This window comes from Brevibacterium pityocampae (assembly GCF_039541555.1).
Taxonomy (GTDB): domain Bacteria; phylum Actinomycetota; class Actinomycetes; order Actinomycetales; family Brevibacteriaceae; genus Brevibacterium; species Brevibacterium pityocampae.
In genome coordinates this window covers 35,169-49,274 of the sequence record NZ_BAABGL010000006.1, presented here as the reverse complement: position 1 = coordinate 49,274, position 14,106 = coordinate 35,169, and the positions used below count along the sequence as shown (strand labels likewise).

The following is a 14,106-nucleotide window of genomic DNA, read 5'->3' as shown; positions in this document are numbered from 1 at the left end:
CCCGGCCGCGGATGACCCGGTCATTCTGCCGCCAGGCCAGCGGCGAGGAGCTCGGAGTGATCGTCCGGGACGAGCGCGGCGAGCCAGGCCTCATCGGCGTGGATCATCCGGTACTCCCAGCGACCGCCGTCGGGGTTGCACGCGTGGACGAAGCCCGCGGGGATGAGGATGACGTCCCCGGGCACCAGGCGGACCGGGTCACCAACCGCGCCGGAGAACAGCGTCGATCCGCTGTCGATGATCCCGACGGAGAACCGCTCGTGCGTGCCGATCGCCTGGGGTGCGGCGGCGGTGTTCGGCGCCACCTACATCGGTCTCACCGGGATCCTGCTGATCTGGAGGACCCAGGTGCACCCGCGCTCCCCCGCCACCGGCGTCGGCCTCGCCTTCCTCGTCCTCGCCCTCGGGCAGGCGGCAGGAGCACCGTTGGTCGGGTCGCTGTCGACAGCCATCGGTCCGCCGCTCGCCTTCGCCGCCGCTGCGCTCGTCGGTGTCGCCGGAGCGTTCGTCCGACCGGCACGGCGCTGCTCCCGCGCCCTCACAGCACGAGCCGGCCGCCCATGATCACGGTCCGGTCGGGCGGCAGGTGGAACGCCGTCGTCCGGTCCGCGGCGGTCCCGGCGAGCCAGAGGAACACCGCGGTGCGCCACCGGCGCCACGAGGGCGGATGAGCTGTGGTCAGGCGCACGATGGAGAGGAAGTACCGGGCGCGGTGCACGTCGAGATCGAGGTCCGGGACCAGAGCCTGCGCCCGCGCCAGCGCCCGGGGCACGTCCTGCGGGTCCATGAAACCGACCCGGCAGATGACGTGGATGAACCCCGGGTGTGGCAGCCGCTCCACCACGACGCGCTCGGCGTGCCTGATGTGCGGCACGTCGGCGTTGACGACGGTCATGATGACGTTCTGCGCGTGGAGCACCCGGTTGAACGTCACCGTGTCGCGCAGCGGCAGCGGGGTCGTCGCGGGATCCTGGTGGAGGAACACCGCGACCCCCGGCACGCGGTCCGCCTGTGCGTCGGTGCCGGAGAGGAACGCGTCGAGGGGCGATTCGAGCCGGGCGCGGCCGGCCGCCGCGCGCGCCGCTCCCCACCGCCACGTCGCCATTACGGTGACGAGCACGATCGCGATCGTCACCGGCAGCCAGCCGCCGTGGAGCAGCTTGGTGAGGTTCGCCGCGAGGAGCACGAGCTCGACTCCCATGACGAGCACGAGGAACACCACGAGCTGCCACCAGGCCGCACCCAGGACCCGACGGGCGAACACCGTGAACAGCACGGAGGTCAGCACGAGCGTGCCGGTCACCGCCAGCCCGTAGGCCGCGGCGAGGGCCACGGAGGAGCGGAAGAGCGCGATGAGGACGAGGACTCCGGCGAAGAGCACCCAGTTGACCGAGCCGATGTAGATCTGCCCGCCCTCCCGCCGCGAGGTGTGCCTGATGGTCAGGCGCGGCAGGATCCCCAGGCGGGCAGCCTGGCGGGACACGGAGAATGCCCCGGAGATCACGGCCTGCGAGGCGATGACGGTCGCGAGCGCGGCGAGGCCGACGAGCGGCAGCGTCGCCCAGGTCGGGGCGAGGCGGAAGAACGGGTTGTCGATCGCGGTCGGATCGCCCAGGATCACGGCGACCTGCCCCAGGTAGTTGAGCGTGAGCGTCGGGAACACGAGACCGAACCACGCCAGCCGGATGGGCCGGGGGCCGACGTGTCCCATGTCGGCGTAGAGCGCCTCGGCACCGGTGATGACGAGCACCACCGCACCCATCGCGATGAACGCCACGCCGGGGCGCTCGACGGCGAAGACGATCGCGTGGTGAGGCAGCAGCGCGCCGAGGATCTCCGGGGTGCCGAGGATGTGCGGCACCCCGAGCACGGCGAGCGTGAGGAACCAGACCACCGTGATCGGCCCGTAGAGGTGGCCGACGGCGGTCGTGCCGAACCGCTGCACCCAGAAGACCACGGCGAGCAGCCCCACCGACAGCGGCAGCACCCACCCGGACAGCCCGTGCCGCACCACCGCGAGGCCCTCGAAGGCCGACATCACGGAGATCGCCGGGGTGATGAGCGAGTCGCCGTAGAACAGGGCGGCACCGACCATGCCGAGGATCAGCGCGGTGCCGGTGAGCCTGCCGCGCTCCCCTAGCCTGCGCAGGATGAGGGCGACGAGCGCGAGGATCCCGCCTTCGCCGTCGTTGTCGGCGCGCATGACGAGGGCGATGTACTTGACGGAGACGATGACGGTGATGACCCAGAACACCATCGAGATGATGCCGAACACGTCGCCGCGCGTGGGTGCGACGGAGTTGTGGTCGACGCTGAACACCGCCTGCAGCGAGTACAGCGGGCTGGTGCCGATGTCGCCGAACACGATGCCGAGTGCGCTGAGGGCGAGCGGACCGCGGGCCGCATGGTGAGCCCGCGGCGCCTCGGGCCCGGTTCCAGCGGGTCCGGACCCCTGCGGGGGCGGATCTGCGGGCGGGTCGAGCGGGGCGTCGGACGCCATGGACTCATGGTCCCACGGATCGCCCTTCCCGGCGGATGAAGATGCCGCCCCGGCACTCCGGCGGCTGGATTCCGCCAAGGAACGCCAGCGCCGCCGGTGAGGGGTTGAAGCCGCTCCAGGCGAGGTACTCGATGCGGGTGGGCCCGCCGGCGACGGTGACCGTGCTCAGCCCCGGGTCCTCGGGCACCACCGCGGGCGGAAGCAGGGTGACGACGAGGTCTTCGCGGACGAGGTCGAGGATGAGCTCGGCGCTCATCGCCTCGAACGCGACCTCGCGGCGCAGACCGGCGGCCCGGAACGCGAGGTCGGACTGGGTGCGCCCGGGCGTGCCCTGCGCGAAGTCGACGAACGCCTCTCCGGCGAGGTCGGCGAGCTCGATGCGCTTCCGCCCGGCAAGCCGGTGATGGGAGGACACGACGGCGACGTGACGCTGCCGTGCGAGCACCCGGGAGGCGACTCCCTGCGGCGGCCCGGTGTCAGGCAGGCCGAGCACCGCGACGTCCATCCGTCCGTCCGCGATGGCGGAGGCGAACGTGTCGCTGCCGCCGCCGCGCAGCGTGATCCGTACCTCGGGGTGCGCCCGGTGGAAGGCGCCGAGCGTCGCGGCGATGTCGAGCGCGGTGACGGTGGGGATCACCCCGAGGGTCAGGGTGCCGCTGATGCGTCCGATCGCGGCGGCGGAATCGGCCACCGCGCGCTCGGCGGCCTCGAGGCTCGCCCGCGCCTGCGGGAGGAACGCTCGGCCGGCGGGCGTGGGCTCGACCCGGCGGCTCGACCGGGCGAACAGGGTGACGCCGAGCTCGTGCTCGAGCGCCTTGATCTGGTGGCTGAGCGCGGACTGCACGACGAAGCAGCGTTCGGCCGCCCGGGTGAAGCTGCGCTCCTCGGCGACAGCGACGACGTACCGCATCTGCTGGAGCTCCATCCATCCATGATGGCTGTTCATCCTTAGCATGACAACAATGTGTTGGACTCATCCTCGGGGGAGGTCCGACGATGGACGCATGACACCGACCCCGCCCCGCTCCACCGCTCCGGCAGCCGACCTGACCGGAAGCACCCGCGCGGGCTGGACGGCGCTCGCCGCACTCGCCCCGGCGGTCTGGGGAACGACGTACATCGTCACCACGCACCTGCTGCCCGAGGGCCACCCGCTGTTCGCCGCGCTCATGCGCTCGCTCCCCGCCGGCCTCCTCGCGGTGCTGCTGGTCGGGCAGCTGCCGCACGGCACGTGGTGGTGGAAGAGCCTGGTCCTCGGCACGCTCAACATGGGCGCGTTCTTCCCCCTCCTGTTCCTCTCCGCGCAGCTCCTGCCCGGCGGGGTCGCCGCCACGCTCGGTGCCACCCAGCCGCTCGTCGTCGCGTTCCTCGCCGTCGCGATCCTCCACGAACGGCTCTCCGCGTGGCGCGTGACCTGGGGAATCATCGGCGTCGTGGGCATCGGCCTCGTCGTCCTCGGGCCCACCGCCGCGCTGAGTCCGCTCGGCGTGCTCGCCGGGATGGCCGGGGCCGTGTCGATGGGCACCGGAGTCGTGCTCACCAAGCGCTGGGGCCGCCCACCCGGGGTGTCCTCGCTCGGCCTTGCCAGCTGGCAGCTCACCGCCGGCGGGCTCGTGCTGCTCGTCCCGGCACTCGTCATCGACGGGGTGCCCGCCGGCATCGATGCCCCGGCGGTCGCGGGGTACCTGTGGCTGGGGCTCGTCGGCGCGCTCCTGACGTACACCCTGTGGTTCTCCGGCATCCGGCGCCTGCCCGTCACCGCGACCGCGCTCCTCGGCCTCCTCTCCCCGCTCGTCGCCGCTGTCCTCGGCGCAGCGATCGCCGGCGAGGCCCTCGCCCCGGTCCAGCTGGCAGGATTCGCCGTCGCACTCACCGCGATGGTCGCCGGTCAGCTCCCCTCACCCACCCGTTCGAACCCGACACCCGACATCCCACAGAAGGAGACTCGACCATCATGAGAATCGCCGTATTCGGCGCCACCGGCATGGTCGGCAGCGCCACCGTCGCCGAGGCGCTCAGCCGCAGCCATTCCGTCCTCGCCCTCTCCCGCCGGCCGGGCGCGGAGCCGGACCGGCCGGGGTGCGAATCCCGTGCCGTCGACATCGCCGACCACGCGGCGGTCAAGGCAGTGCTCGCCGAGGTCGACGCCGCGGTGCTCGCCATCCGGCTGCCACCCGGGGAGGAGTCCGCCGTCGCCGGGCTCACCCGCGGGGTGCTCGATGCCGCGGAGCGGTCCGGCACCCGGGTCCTCATCGTCGGCGGCTCCGCGCCGCTGCGCTCCCCGGGAGATCCCGGGCGCCTCCTCATCGACGACCCGGAACACGTGCCCGAGGCGTGGCGGGCGGTCGCCGCGGCGAGTCTGGCGCAGTACCGCGTATGCCGGAGGCATGCCTTCACCGGGTGGACCTATCTCAGCCCGCCGGCCGTGCTCGAGCCCGGTGCGCGCACCGGCGTGTACCGGCGCGGGACCACGACGCTGCTCACCGACGCGCACGGGCGCTCGCGCATCACGGCCCCGGACCTCGCGATCGCCGTGGTCAACGAGCTCGAGCACCCCGGGGAGGACCGGCACTTCACGGTCGCGGCAGGCTGACCCCGGTAGGGCGCTCGAGGGCGGCGCACAGCTCGTCCTGGAACTGCTCGTCTTGGACCGTCGGATGCGGCTCCTCGATCCGCTGGTGGCGCCAATAGCCTCCGGAGTCGCGTGCCGCGGGGTCGTCCGTGGCCGCGAGCCACGCCTGGGTCACGTGTCCGAGCGCCAGATCGTCGGTCGCGGACGGCCCGCCCATCTTCGTCGGCACCCATCCGGGATCCACGGCGTGGGAGATGACGTCGGGCCGGCGCCGCGCGACGGCCGCCATGAGAGCGGTGACGAGCAGCTTGCTGTCGGAGTACGACACCGATTCACCTGGCTGCTCGATTCCGGTGAGCTCAGCCCGGCCGCCTCGGTGCATGCCGCTGCTGAGGTAGATCACCCGCGCGGCCGGGACGAGCGCGGTGAGCAGATAGGGTGCGATGACGTTGGCCGGCAGCACGTCCGGCCCGTCGATGATCCCGGCGTTGTGGATGACGGCGTCGATCGGCCCGAACCGGGATACGTCCTCGGCCAGTGATGCCACCTCGTCGGGGCGGGCGAGGTCGCCGACGATCGCCTCGGCCCCGAGGGAGGTCAGCTCCGCGACGACGGCGAGCCGCTGCGGGCTGCGGGCATGGACGACGACCTCGTGGCCGTCATCGAGGAGTGATGCGGCGCCGGCCCGGCCGAGGCCGTCGGTCGACCCGGTGATGAGGATGCGCATGAACTTCTCCTTCCATCTCATGCGAGCGGTGCGTCGGTCATCGTCCACCGGACTCCGTCCGGTGCCTCGGCGAATGGATCGGATCACCGCGGTAGGACAGCGGAGTGAATCCGAGCACGCGGCGGAAGTCGGTGCTCAGGTGGGCATGGTCGGCGTAGCCGAGCTCCGCGGCGACCCGCGCGATCGACAGCGTCGGGTCCTCGCGGAGTCGCTGCGCGGCCTCCTGGAGCCGGTACCGGCGGATGATGGTCAGCGGCGGCAGTCCGACGTACCGCTGCGCGATCCTCTGCACACCGCGCACGGAGATGCGCAGGCGGACTGCGACCTCGTCGACGCGGACGAGGGAGCGGTCGGCGGCGATGAGGTCCTCCATCGCGTTGGCGAGGAGACCGCCCTCGTCCGGCGGTGCGAGGTTCTCGCGGAGCCACGCGGTGAACGACTCGGCGGCACGATCACGGTCGTGCTCCTCGCCGCCGTCCTGCATCGCGGTGGTCACCGACCGGTGCAATGCGGGTGCCGCGAAGGGCACCTCGGAGTCGGCGATTGCGCGGGGATCGGGGTGAAGGGCTGCGATCCCGGCCGGCCGCAGCAGCGCCCCGAACGCCCACCCGCTGCCGCTGAGCTCGCGATGGGAGGCCCCCGTGGTGGGCCCGACGAGGGACACTCCGGTGGGATCGACGACGAGGTTCGAGGCAGGGAACGGCAGCAGGTTCTGCCGCGAGCTCTCCCCCGGCGGGAGGTCCCACACCGGGTTCCAGAGCCAGCGGATCCGATCGCTGAGGTCGACGGGAGCCGGGTACCGGTGGAAGCGCGGGAGCGCTGCCGGGTACAGGATCCCCCGCTCATCGCTCGGGTCGGTCATCGCACCGTCCCTCCGGGAAGTCGTCGTGAATCTCCAAGCGTCGACGTCAGGCTCACTCGTACGCTCATTCCATGAACACACATGACACACTCCGTTTCGGAGTCACAGGAGACCACACGACCGACGGAATCCCCCACGGCTCGACGAGCCTCACCCCGTTCCTCGCCATCGAGGGTGCAGGTGATGCACTCGAATTCTATCGCTCGGTGTTCGGCGCCCGCGTCGTCGACGCCACCGAGATGGGCGGCGTCGTCGTCCACGCCGAGCTCGACCTCGGTACCGGCAGGCTCCAGATCGGCGAGCCCAGCCCGGACTACGGCATGGTTCCGGCCCCGGGCGGCGATCGGGCCTGCTATTCGCTGGGACTGTACTGCTCGGACGTCGATGCGGTCGTACAGCGCGCCGAGGAGTCCGGGGCGGTGGTGCGTGAGCCGGTGAGCACCTTCGTCTCCGGCGACCGGTACGCCTCGATCCGGGACCCGTTCGGGGTGCGCTGGTCGATCATGTCCCGGGTGGAGGACCTCTCCGAGGAGGAGAGCAGCCGCCGGATCGCCGCCTGGGCGGCCGAACAGGAGGCGGCCGGCTGACCTTGTGCTGGGGCGGCCGGCTATGCCCTGAGGCATACGCGGAAGATCGGCCCCGAGGGAGACGATCGGGGCGCGGCATTCCGCGAGAGTGGTGGACACGACAACGCTCCAGCGAAAGGAAGCCACCATGTCCACCACGCATCTCACCCCCAGCACCGCCGGCCACCGTGAGCAGGCGGCGACGTCCCGGAACAGTGCGGCGCCTGCACCGCAGGGGTCCGCGACCGGCGGGGGCGTCCTCGCCCTCGTGCTCTCCGGGGTCGCGCTGCTCACCGCACCGGTCCTCCTGCTCCTCCCCTCCATCGGTTTCGCTCCGGCGCTCGCCGCCGCGGCCGGGATCGTCCTCGCCGCCACCGGGCTGCGCGGGGCGACCCACGGCCGAGGTGTCGCCGTCACCGGGCTCGTCGTGTCCACACTGCTGTTCGTGGTCCTGCTGGGTGCCGCGGTCGTGTGGAACCTCGGGGTCGCCGGCCCGGCGATCCGGGACTACGCCGAGCTCCACGAGGCCATCGACCGCGTCCGCTCGATCGTCCTCGGCGCCTGACGCGCGTCGTGGAATCACCGACCGCACAGGGAGAGAGGAGTCGCCATGACCGCGCAGTTCTTCGGGTCGATCCTCGTCGGCCTCATCGTCTCAGCACTGCTGTTCCTGCCGCTGCTCGTGTGGCAGTACCGCCGCTACGGCCGCTTCGATGCGCTGCGGATGCTGTGGACCACCGCCGGGTTCGTCTACGCCACCGCCATCGTCGCGTTCACCGTGTTCCCGCTGCCGGAGTTCACCGACGGCTACTGCGCAGCCCACGGCACGCGGCCGCTGCTCGACCCGCTGCGGTTCCCCCGCGAGCTCGTCGAGCTCGTCCGGTCCCAGGGGCCGCGGGCGGTCATCGGCGATGGGCTCGTGTGGGAGTTCGTGCTCAACATCGTGCTGTTCGTCCCGTTCGGGCTGATCGTGCGCCGCGTCATGGAGTGGCCGCGCGGCACCGTCCTCGCCGCGGCGCTGGGCACCTCGCTCCTCATCGAGCTCACCCAGCTCACCGGCAACTGGGGCCTAGCGCCGTGCGCGTACCGGTTCGCCGACACCACCGACCTCCTCACCAACACCACCGGCGCGGTCGCCGGGCTCGGCCTCGCGGCGATCACCCCGCGGCTCCTGTCCACCAAGGCGCACCTGTTCGCCCACCGGGAGCGGGCGCGTCCGGTGACCCGCGGCCGCCGGGGGCTCGGCATGGTCCTCGACTGCTGGTTCCTCGTACTCGCCGCGGTGCTCGGGGGAACCGCCGGGTCGACGCTCTTCACCCTCGCCCAGAGCGGTCCCGACGGTGCTCTCAGCCCGGAGCAGTACCTCGCGCTCGAGCGGACCATCGTCACCGGCGCGTGGATCGCCGCACTCGGCGTGATCGTCGTGCCGGCAGTCATCGGCACCGGTGCCTCGCTCGGTCAGCGCACCGTCTACCTCGCCCCCGTGGCGAAGAACGGATCGCGGGTGCGGCTCCTCGCCCGCGCGCTCACGGTGCACGGCGCGATGGTCACGGCCCTGTTCTGCGGGTTCCCGTCCGCGCTCCTCGTCCTGCCGCTGGGTGCAGCCGCCCTCCTCGCCGTCGCCGTCGACCCCCGCGGACTCAGCTGCCTGCTCACCGGGTGCCTGCTCCGCGATGCACGGCAGCCCGCCTCGGGCGCGGTGGCGGACGGGCCGGGCACGGGTGCGGCCCCGACGCGGGATCCGGTCGGCGCGACCCGATGAAACCGGGGCGCGACGTCACGTCGGATCCTCTCCTGCCGGCGCTCGACCCCGGCTATGCTCGCCCCATGACGCGACGTGAGACCGATGCCCTCTGGACCCTCGTCCGCGCCGAGCGCGCCGCCCTGCTCAGCGACCTCCAAGGTCTCACCGACGAGCAGTGGCGCAGTCCCAGCCTGTGCGGTGAGTGGGACGTGGAGAATGTCGTCGCCCACCTCACGGCGGCCGCCACGACGACCCGCTTCGGGTGGTTGCGGAGCATGGCGGCGGCCCGCTTCCGGCCGGCGATGCACAACGAGCGCCGGCTGGCCGAGCACCTCGGCGCCACCCCGCAGCAGACCCTCGAGGCGTTCCGGGCCGTCATCGACGCGCGGATCGCGCCGACCTCGGACATCACGGCCTTCCTCGGGGAGGTCGTCGTCCATGCGCAGGACATCCGCGAACCCCTCGGGCTGACGACGACGCCTTCGGCCGAGGCGCTCACGGCGGTCGCGGAGTTCTACGCGGCCAAGGACTTCGCCGTGCCGAGCCACGCCATGGTCGAAGGTCTGCGCCTGCGCGCGAGCGATACCCCGTTCACCCATGGCACCGGACCCGAGGTCGTGGGCCCGCTGCTGTCGCTCGTCATGGCGATGGCGGTGCGCCCGAGCCACCTCGACCGGCTCGACGGCGCGGGTGCAGCGACGCTGCGCCAGCGGGTCGAGGACGAGTAGATCGAGGAGCGGCGGTTGCGCATCTACAGTCGACCGTTCTCAGCGCCACTCATGAGGCGCTGGCGATGAATGACCAGAAGGTGGAACAGACGTGACGGACGACCAGACCTCTCCCCCGCCCGCACGACTGCGGGACCTCTTCTCCTACCTCGCCGAGCACCGCGGCGTACTCATCGTCGTCCTCGTCATCTCCCTGGTCAGTGCCGGACTCAGCCTCGCTCAGCCGGTCATGGTCAACCGGGTCATCGACGGCGTGGGCGCGGGTACGGCGATCGGCGGCACGGTCATCATCCTCGTCGCCCTCGTCGTCGCCGCAGGAATCACCGAAGCCGTGCAGCAGTACCTGCTGGGGCGGACCGCCGAGGGAGTCGTGTTCAGCGCCCGGCGGCGCCTGCTCGGCCGTCTGCTCAGGCTGCCGGTGAAGGAGTACGACACCCGCCGGACCGGAGACCTCGTCTCCCGCGTCGGCTCGGACACGACCATGGTGCGCGAGGCGCTCACCGGCGGTCTGATCGAGGCGGTGAGCGGTGCGCTCGTCTTCGTCGGCGCGCTCATCGCCATGGCTCTGCTAGACCTGACCCTGCTCGGCATCACGGCCGCCGTCGTTCTCGTTGCCGTCCTCTGCGTGACGCTGGTGAGCTCGCGTATCCAGGCACTCACCCTGGAGTCCCAGGAAGCGCTGGGCCGGGTCTCCTCCGGGGTGGAGCGGGCCATCTCCGGGGTGCGCACGATCCGCGCCTCCGGCGCCACGGCGCGGGAGGAGGCCGCTCTGGTCGCCGATGCGGGGGCCGCATATCGCCTCGGGGTCCGGATCGTGCGGATCAGCGCCCTGCTGTGGCCGGTGAGCGGCCTCGCTATCCAGGGGGCGTTCCTCGCGGTGCTCGGCGTCGGCGGCTACCGCGTCGCCTCGGGCACCCTGTCGGTGGCGGATCTCGTCACCTTCATCCTCTTCCTGTTCATGATGCTCATGCCGCTGGGCACCGCGTTCGGGGCGGTCATCACCGTGCGGACCGCGCTCGGCGCTCTCTCCCGCATCGAGGAGGTGCTCGATCTCCCTTCCGAGAGCGACGACGATGCCCCAGCGTTGCGGTCGGCGGACAGAATCGCGCAGCCAGCCTCTGTCAATCAGGTCGAGTTCGACCGCGTCTCGTTCGCCTACCGGGACGGAAAGCCCGTTCTCCGAGAGGCGAGCTTCGCAGTCCCCCACGGTTCGACGACTGCCCTCGTCGGGCCGTCCGGGGCGGGGAAGTCGACGGCCCTGGCGCTCATCGAGCGCTTCTATGATCCGGCCGACGGGTCGATCTCCGTCGACGGGACGGACATCCGCGACATGCCGCGCGCAGAGCTCCGCGCCAGGATCGGCTACGTCGAGCAGAATGCGCCGGTGCTGGCCGGGACTATCCGGGACAACCTCCTCCTCGCCGCCCCCGAGGCGGACGAGGCCCGGTGCCGGCGGGTGCTCGCCGAGGTCAACCTGCTCGACCGCATCGACCAGCACCCGCTGGGCCTCGATGCGGTCGTGGGCGATGACGGGGCGGGTCTGTCCGGCGGGGAGCGCCAGCGGCTGTCGATCGCCCGCGCGCTCATCGCCGACACTCCCCTGCTCCTGCTCGACGAACCGACAGCGAGCCTCGATACGCGGAACGAATCGGCGATGCGCAGCGCCATCGAGTCCGCATCGATCGGACGCACGGTCGTGATCATCGCGCATCGCCTCGCCACCGTCGCGGACGCGGATCAGATCGTCGTGCTCGACGACGGCCGGGTCACCGCCACCGGCACCCATGCCGAGCTCCTCGAGACGAGCGACCTCTACCGCGACCTCGCCCGCCGGCAGCTGCTCGTGCGGTAGCCGACAGCTCACCCACTACGGGAGCAGGACGAGCATCCAGCATCGATCCCGTACTCCAGAGCCGAGGGATGTACTCGCACGCCGACGCCGGGCGTCGCGGATCACTCGGCGCGAGTCCTGCCGTCCAGCTCTGCGCGCGGATACGTGAAAGACTGTTGACCACGCCGCTTCTGCAAGTTATCTTGGAAGGGTGCCGGATGAACCGCTCATCGCTCCGTCCGCACTCAAGCACGGACTGGAAGAAACCGACATTCTCCACGCCTACCGAAACCCCGTCCGAATCTGGGATCTGGGTGACGGGTTCACCATGATCGTCGGCCCCAACCGGGCGGCGATCCTTCTGGAGGTCGGCTACGTCGATGGCGAGCAGATCCACGTCATCGTCCACGCCATGGTTGCCCGCGAGAAGTTCCTGAGGTGATGAATATGCCACGCACGGTCGAGGAGATCCTGGCCCACGCCGAGGAGCTGGCCACCCGGTTCGAGGACTACGAGCCCAACCCCGCCGCCGAACTCGACGCCGACGCAGTCGCGCTGCTCCGCGCTGCCGTCGCCGAACGCTCTGAAGCCGAACGCCACATGGTCGATGCTGTCCGCACCGCCCGAGAGGCCGGCATGCCCTGGTCCACCATCGGTTCCTTCGTCGGCACTTCCGGCGAAGCCGCCCGACAGCGCTACAGCTCGAAGGTCGCCTGACGAACCTGAACGCGGCAGCTGCAACAAGCATCGCCAAGAGTTTCGTGACGAGGTCGGCGCTCGTCCACCATCGCCGCTCGATGACTGCGCCGGACTCGTCGATCGCCAGGACGGACCACTCGGGCCGGATGCGGCCCGACTCCAGCTCCCGGATGCCATATGCGCCCCCGGACTGCCCTGTGGTCGTCAGTCGGCGCGCGCCCGCTCCACCTTCCGGAACCACGCGCGCCCGGGTGCCGACGAGATCCCGTGGGCGAGGGTGCTCGCGACGACGATGAGTGTGCCGGCGGCGAGGATCTCCGGGTGGACGCTGCCGTACTCGACCTCCATCGTGAGGTAGAAGATCGCGGCCACGCCGACGGGCCCGAACCAACCGAGGAACGCCGCGCTGTGCAGCGGCATCCCCAGGGGGCGGGCCAGGCCGAGGATCAGCGGCAGGCGGCGCAGGACGAGCACCGCAACCGCGAGCGCCACGCCCGTCCACCCGAGCGCCCTCCACTCGGCCCAGGGGAGCATGGCGCCCAGGGCGACGAAGAAGGGCAGGACGGCGAACTGGTTGACAGCCTCATCGATCTGCACCTCAGTCTCGCGCTCGGCGCCGGTGCTCACCAGGTTGAACGCCAACCCGGCGCAGAAGGCCCCGAAGACGCCGTTGAGGTTTGCGAGGCCGCAGACGCCGAGGACCAGCAGCGCCAGGAGGATCGTGTAGAGCAGCATCGGGCCCTGTTCGGTGGTCTTGTGGCGCTGCGCCAGGTGCAGGGCCTTCGCCGCGACCACGCCGCCCACCACACCCACGACGAGCGCGCCGAGCACCTGCCACCCAGATTCCAGCACGGCCTGTCCCGCGGAGAGCGGCCCCGCCACAGCGAGCGCGAGCAGGACAAGCGGCATGGCGAGGCCATCGTTGGCGCCGGACTCGAGGGAGAGGATCTGGCGATCGCGCTTCGGGAGGTCCTCCTCGGCGTCCAGGCCGGTCACCGCGCTGGACGCGAGCACCGGGTCGGTAGGGCAGACGGCCGCGCCGAGCAGCAGGGCGAGCGCGAAGGAGGTGCCGAGCAGCCACATCGCCAGCCCGGTGGAGACCAGCGCCATTGCGGGCATCACCACCCCGATGAGGAGGGCGAGCGACCTCCAGTTCCGCCGCAGGGCCGCGAAGGGGTAGCGCAATGCCACGCCCATCACGGACACCGCCAGGAGAACCTCCGCGCCGTGCTGCAGGAGGGAGGGCTCGGCGGTGAGCTCGGGCAGTTCGAGGATCCCGGTGACGGCCGGGCCGAGCAGCACACCCGCCACGATCGCAATGAGGGGCTCCGAGACAGGCCACTGGTGGAGCCGGGCCGAGATGGCCACGATGACGACGCCGAGGGCGCCGACCACCACGAGCAACAGGTCGAGCGTGGACACGTCAGCACTCCTGTCGGGGACACACTCGGGCGGGCACAGGGTCGGGGTCGCTCAGCCGCCGGGCTTCGCGTTGACCTACCGTGCATCGATCGTACTGGCCCCCGCCACCTCAGAGCGATAGTCACAACTTATCGCAGCGCGTCGAGGGCGGCCTCAGTGGAGTCGAACACACGGAAGTCACACCATCGGCACGACCTCTGCACCCGGCCCAGTCATCGGAGTTCGTTGCTGAATCTGCCCCGCGCGCGACGAAGGCCCGGCCGGCATCCCGGCTGGGCCTTCATCGACGAGTCACTGTCTCACGGTTTCTCGAGTGGAGCTAAGGGGAATCGAACCCCTGACCTTTTCATTGCGAACGAAACGCTCTACCAACTGAGCTATAGCCCCGAGACCCCGTTACTGTAGCAAACCCACGGCCCGGTTTCACAATCGGCGGATCGGCCTCGGAACTCTGC

General features: G+C 71.2%; 16 protein-coding genes and 1 tRNA gene. 10 read left to right on the top strand and 7 right to left on the bottom strand.

The window, feature by feature from the left end; translation table 11 throughout:
- Nucleotides 1-20: 20 nt before the first annotated feature.
- Nucleotides 21-305 carry an AraC family ligand binding domain-containing protein gene (locus tag ABD883_RS06280; protein ID WP_345030764.1) on the bottom strand — a complete coding sequence of 95 codons (285 nt, stop codon included), beginning with the start codon at nucleotides 303-305 and terminating at the stop codon, nucleotides 21-23.
- On the opposite strand from ABD883_RS06280, the gene ABD883_RS06275 reads away from it, so the two are divergent.
- A complete protein-coding gene (locus ABD883_RS06275; protein WP_345030762.1) occupies nucleotides 292-564 on the top strand; it encodes a hypothetical protein in 273 nt (90 codons plus the stop codon). The two genes, ABD883_RS06280 and ABD883_RS06275, sit on opposite strands and share 14 nt — an antisense overlap.
- On the opposite strand, the gene ABD883_RS06270 is transcribed toward ABD883_RS06275, so the two are convergent.
- Nucleotides 539-2,500, bottom strand: coding sequence for a potassium transporter Kup (locus tag ABD883_RS06270; RefSeq protein ID WP_345030760.1), 1,962 nt, complete (start codon nucleotides 2,498-2,500; stop codon nucleotides 539-541). The two genes, ABD883_RS06275 and ABD883_RS06270, sit on opposite strands and share 26 nt — an antisense overlap.
- 4 nt (nucleotides 2,501-2,504) lie before the next feature.
- Complete coding sequence (locus tag ABD883_RS06265) at nucleotides 2,505-3,425, bottom strand: LysR family transcriptional regulator (protein WP_345030758.1); 921 nt, start codon at nucleotides 3,423-3,425, stop codon at nucleotides 2,505-2,507.
- A 79-nt stretch (nucleotides 3,426-3,504) separates the two neighbouring features.
- Between ABD883_RS06265 and ABD883_RS06260 the strand changes: the two genes are divergently transcribed.
- Nucleotides 3,505-4,458, top strand: a complete 954-nt coding sequence (locus ABD883_RS06260) for an EamA family transporter (RefSeq protein ID WP_137319528.1) — start codon at nucleotides 3,505-3,507, stop codon at nucleotides 4,456-4,458.
- A complete protein-coding gene (locus tag ABD883_RS06255; RefSeq protein ID WP_137319527.1) occupies nucleotides 4,455-5,093 on the top strand; it encodes an NAD(P)-dependent oxidoreductase in 639 nt (212 codons plus the stop codon). The genes ABD883_RS06260 and ABD883_RS06255 overlap by 4 nt, the downstream gene beginning before the upstream one ends.
- Here ABD883_RS06255 and ABD883_RS06250 read toward each other — a convergent pair.
- Together ABD883_RS06250 and ABD883_RS06245 are read right to left on the bottom strand one after the other, a co-directional pair.
- A complete protein-coding gene (locus ABD883_RS06250) occupies nucleotides 5,074-5,799 on the bottom strand; it encodes an SDR family NAD(P)-dependent oxidoreductase (protein WP_137319526.1) in 726 nt (241 codons plus the stop codon). The two genes, ABD883_RS06255 and ABD883_RS06250, sit on opposite strands and share 20 nt — an antisense overlap.
- 37 nt (nucleotides 5,800-5,836) lie before the next feature.
- A complete protein-coding gene (locus ABD883_RS06245) occupies nucleotides 5,837-6,661 on the bottom strand; it encodes an AraC family transcriptional regulator (protein ID WP_137319525.1) in 825 nt (274 codons plus the stop codon).
- A gap of 71 nt (nucleotides 6,662-6,732) precedes the next feature.
- Here ABD883_RS06245 and ABD883_RS06240 point away from each other — a divergent pair, with 71 nt between their 5' ends.
- The 7 genes from ABD883_RS06240 to ABD883_RS06210 all read left to right on the top strand — a co-directional run bounded on the left by ABD883_RS06240 (nucleotide 6,733) and on the right by ABD883_RS06210 (nucleotide 12,247).
- Complete coding sequence (locus tag ABD883_RS06240; RefSeq protein WP_137319524.1) at nucleotides 6,733-7,248, top strand: VOC family protein; 516 nt, start codon at nucleotides 6,733-6,735, stop codon at nucleotides 7,246-7,248.
- A 127-nt stretch (nucleotides 7,249-7,375) separates the two neighbouring features.
- A complete protein-coding gene (locus ABD883_RS06235; RefSeq protein ID WP_137319523.1) occupies nucleotides 7,376-7,792 on the top strand; it encodes a hypothetical protein in 417 nt (138 codons plus the stop codon).
- A 45-nt stretch (nucleotides 7,793-7,837) separates the two neighbouring features.
- The gene (locus ABD883_RS06230; RefSeq protein WP_137319522.1) at nucleotides 7,838-8,989 is read left to right on the top strand and encodes a VanZ family protein; all 1,152 of its coding nucleotides are present in this window, start codon (nucleotides 7,838-7,840) and stop codon (nucleotides 8,987-8,989) included.
- A gap of 65 nt (nucleotides 8,990-9,054) precedes the next feature.
- Nucleotides 9,055-9,699, top strand: a complete 645-nt coding sequence (locus ABD883_RS06225) for a maleylpyruvate isomerase family mycothiol-dependent enzyme (protein ID WP_137319521.1) — start codon at nucleotides 9,055-9,057, stop codon at nucleotides 9,697-9,699.
- 91 nt (nucleotides 9,700-9,790) lie between these two features.
- The gene (locus tag ABD883_RS06220; RefSeq protein ID WP_345030751.1) at nucleotides 9,791-11,551 is read left to right on the top strand and encodes an ABC transporter ATP-binding protein; all 1,761 of its coding nucleotides are present in this window, start codon (nucleotides 9,791-9,793) and stop codon (nucleotides 11,549-11,551) included.
- Nucleotides 11,552-11,741: 190 nt separating this feature from the next.
- A complete protein-coding gene (locus tag ABD883_RS06215; RefSeq protein ID WP_345030749.1) occupies nucleotides 11,742-11,972 on the top strand; it encodes a hypothetical protein in 231 nt (76 codons plus the stop codon).
- 5 nt (nucleotides 11,973-11,977) lie between these two features.
- On the top strand, nucleotides 11,978-12,247 hold the full coding sequence (locus ABD883_RS06210; protein WP_247618675.1) for a hypothetical protein: 270 nt from the start codon (nucleotides 11,978-11,980) through the stop codon (nucleotides 12,245-12,247).
- A 186-nt stretch (nucleotides 12,248-12,433) separates the two neighbouring features.
- Here ABD883_RS06210 and ABD883_RS06205 read toward each other — a convergent pair whose 3' ends face one another.
- Nucleotides 12,434-13,651 carry a cation:proton antiporter domain-containing protein gene (locus tag ABD883_RS06205; protein ID WP_247618676.1) on the bottom strand — a complete coding sequence of 406 codons (1,218 nt, stop codon included), beginning with the start codon at nucleotides 13,649-13,651 and terminating at the stop codon, nucleotides 12,434-12,436.
- 314 nt (nucleotides 13,652-13,965) lie between these two features.
- A tRNA-Ala gene (locus ABD883_RS06200) sits at nucleotides 13,966-14,038 on the bottom strand.
- Nucleotides 14,039-14,106 lie beyond the last annotated feature (68 nt).

What these genes read in the sequence shown, in the direction of transcription:
- ABD883_RS06270 (WP_345030760.1), bottom strand. Translation starts at nt 2,500, where the DNA reads ATGGCGTCCGACGCCCCGCTCGACCCGCCCGCAGATCCGCCCCCGCAG.
- ABD883_RS06265 (WP_345030758.1), bottom strand. Translation starts at nt 3,425, where the DNA reads ATGGAGCTCCAGCAGATGCGGTACGTCGTCGCTGTCGCCGAGGAGCGC.
- ABD883_RS06260 (WP_137319528.1), top strand. Translation starts at nt 3,505, where the DNA reads ATGACACCGACCCCGCCCCGCTCCACCGCTCCGGCAGCCGACCTGACC.
- ABD883_RS06255 (WP_137319527.1), top strand. Translation starts at nt 4,455, where the DNA reads ATGAGAATCGCCGTATTCGGCGCCACCGGCATGGTCGGCAGCGCCACC.
- ABD883_RS06250 (WP_137319526.1), bottom strand. Translation starts at nt 5,799, where the DNA reads ATGCGCATCCTCATCACCGGGTCGACCGACGGCCTCGGCCGGGCCGGC.
- ABD883_RS06245 (WP_137319525.1), bottom strand. Translation starts at nt 6,661, where the DNA reads ATGACCGACCCGAGCGATGAGCGGGGGATCCTGTACCCGGCAGCGCTC.
- ABD883_RS06240 (WP_137319524.1), top strand. Translation starts at nt 6,733, where the DNA reads ATGAACACACATGACACACTCCGTTTCGGAGTCACAGGAGACCACACG.
- ABD883_RS06235 (WP_137319523.1), top strand. Translation starts at nt 7,376, where the DNA reads ATGTCCACCACGCATCTCACCCCCAGCACCGCCGGCCACCGTGAGCAG.
- ABD883_RS06230 (WP_137319522.1), top strand. Translation starts at nt 7,838, where the DNA reads ATGACCGCGCAGTTCTTCGGGTCGATCCTCGTCGGCCTCATCGTCTCA.
- ABD883_RS06225 (WP_137319521.1), top strand. Translation starts at nt 9,055, where the DNA reads ATGACGCGACGTGAGACCGATGCCCTCTGGACCCTCGTCCGCGCCGAG.
- ABD883_RS06210 (WP_247618675.1), top strand. Translation starts at nt 11,978, where the DNA reads ATGCCACGCACGGTCGAGGAGATCCTGGCCCACGCCGAGGAGCTGGCC.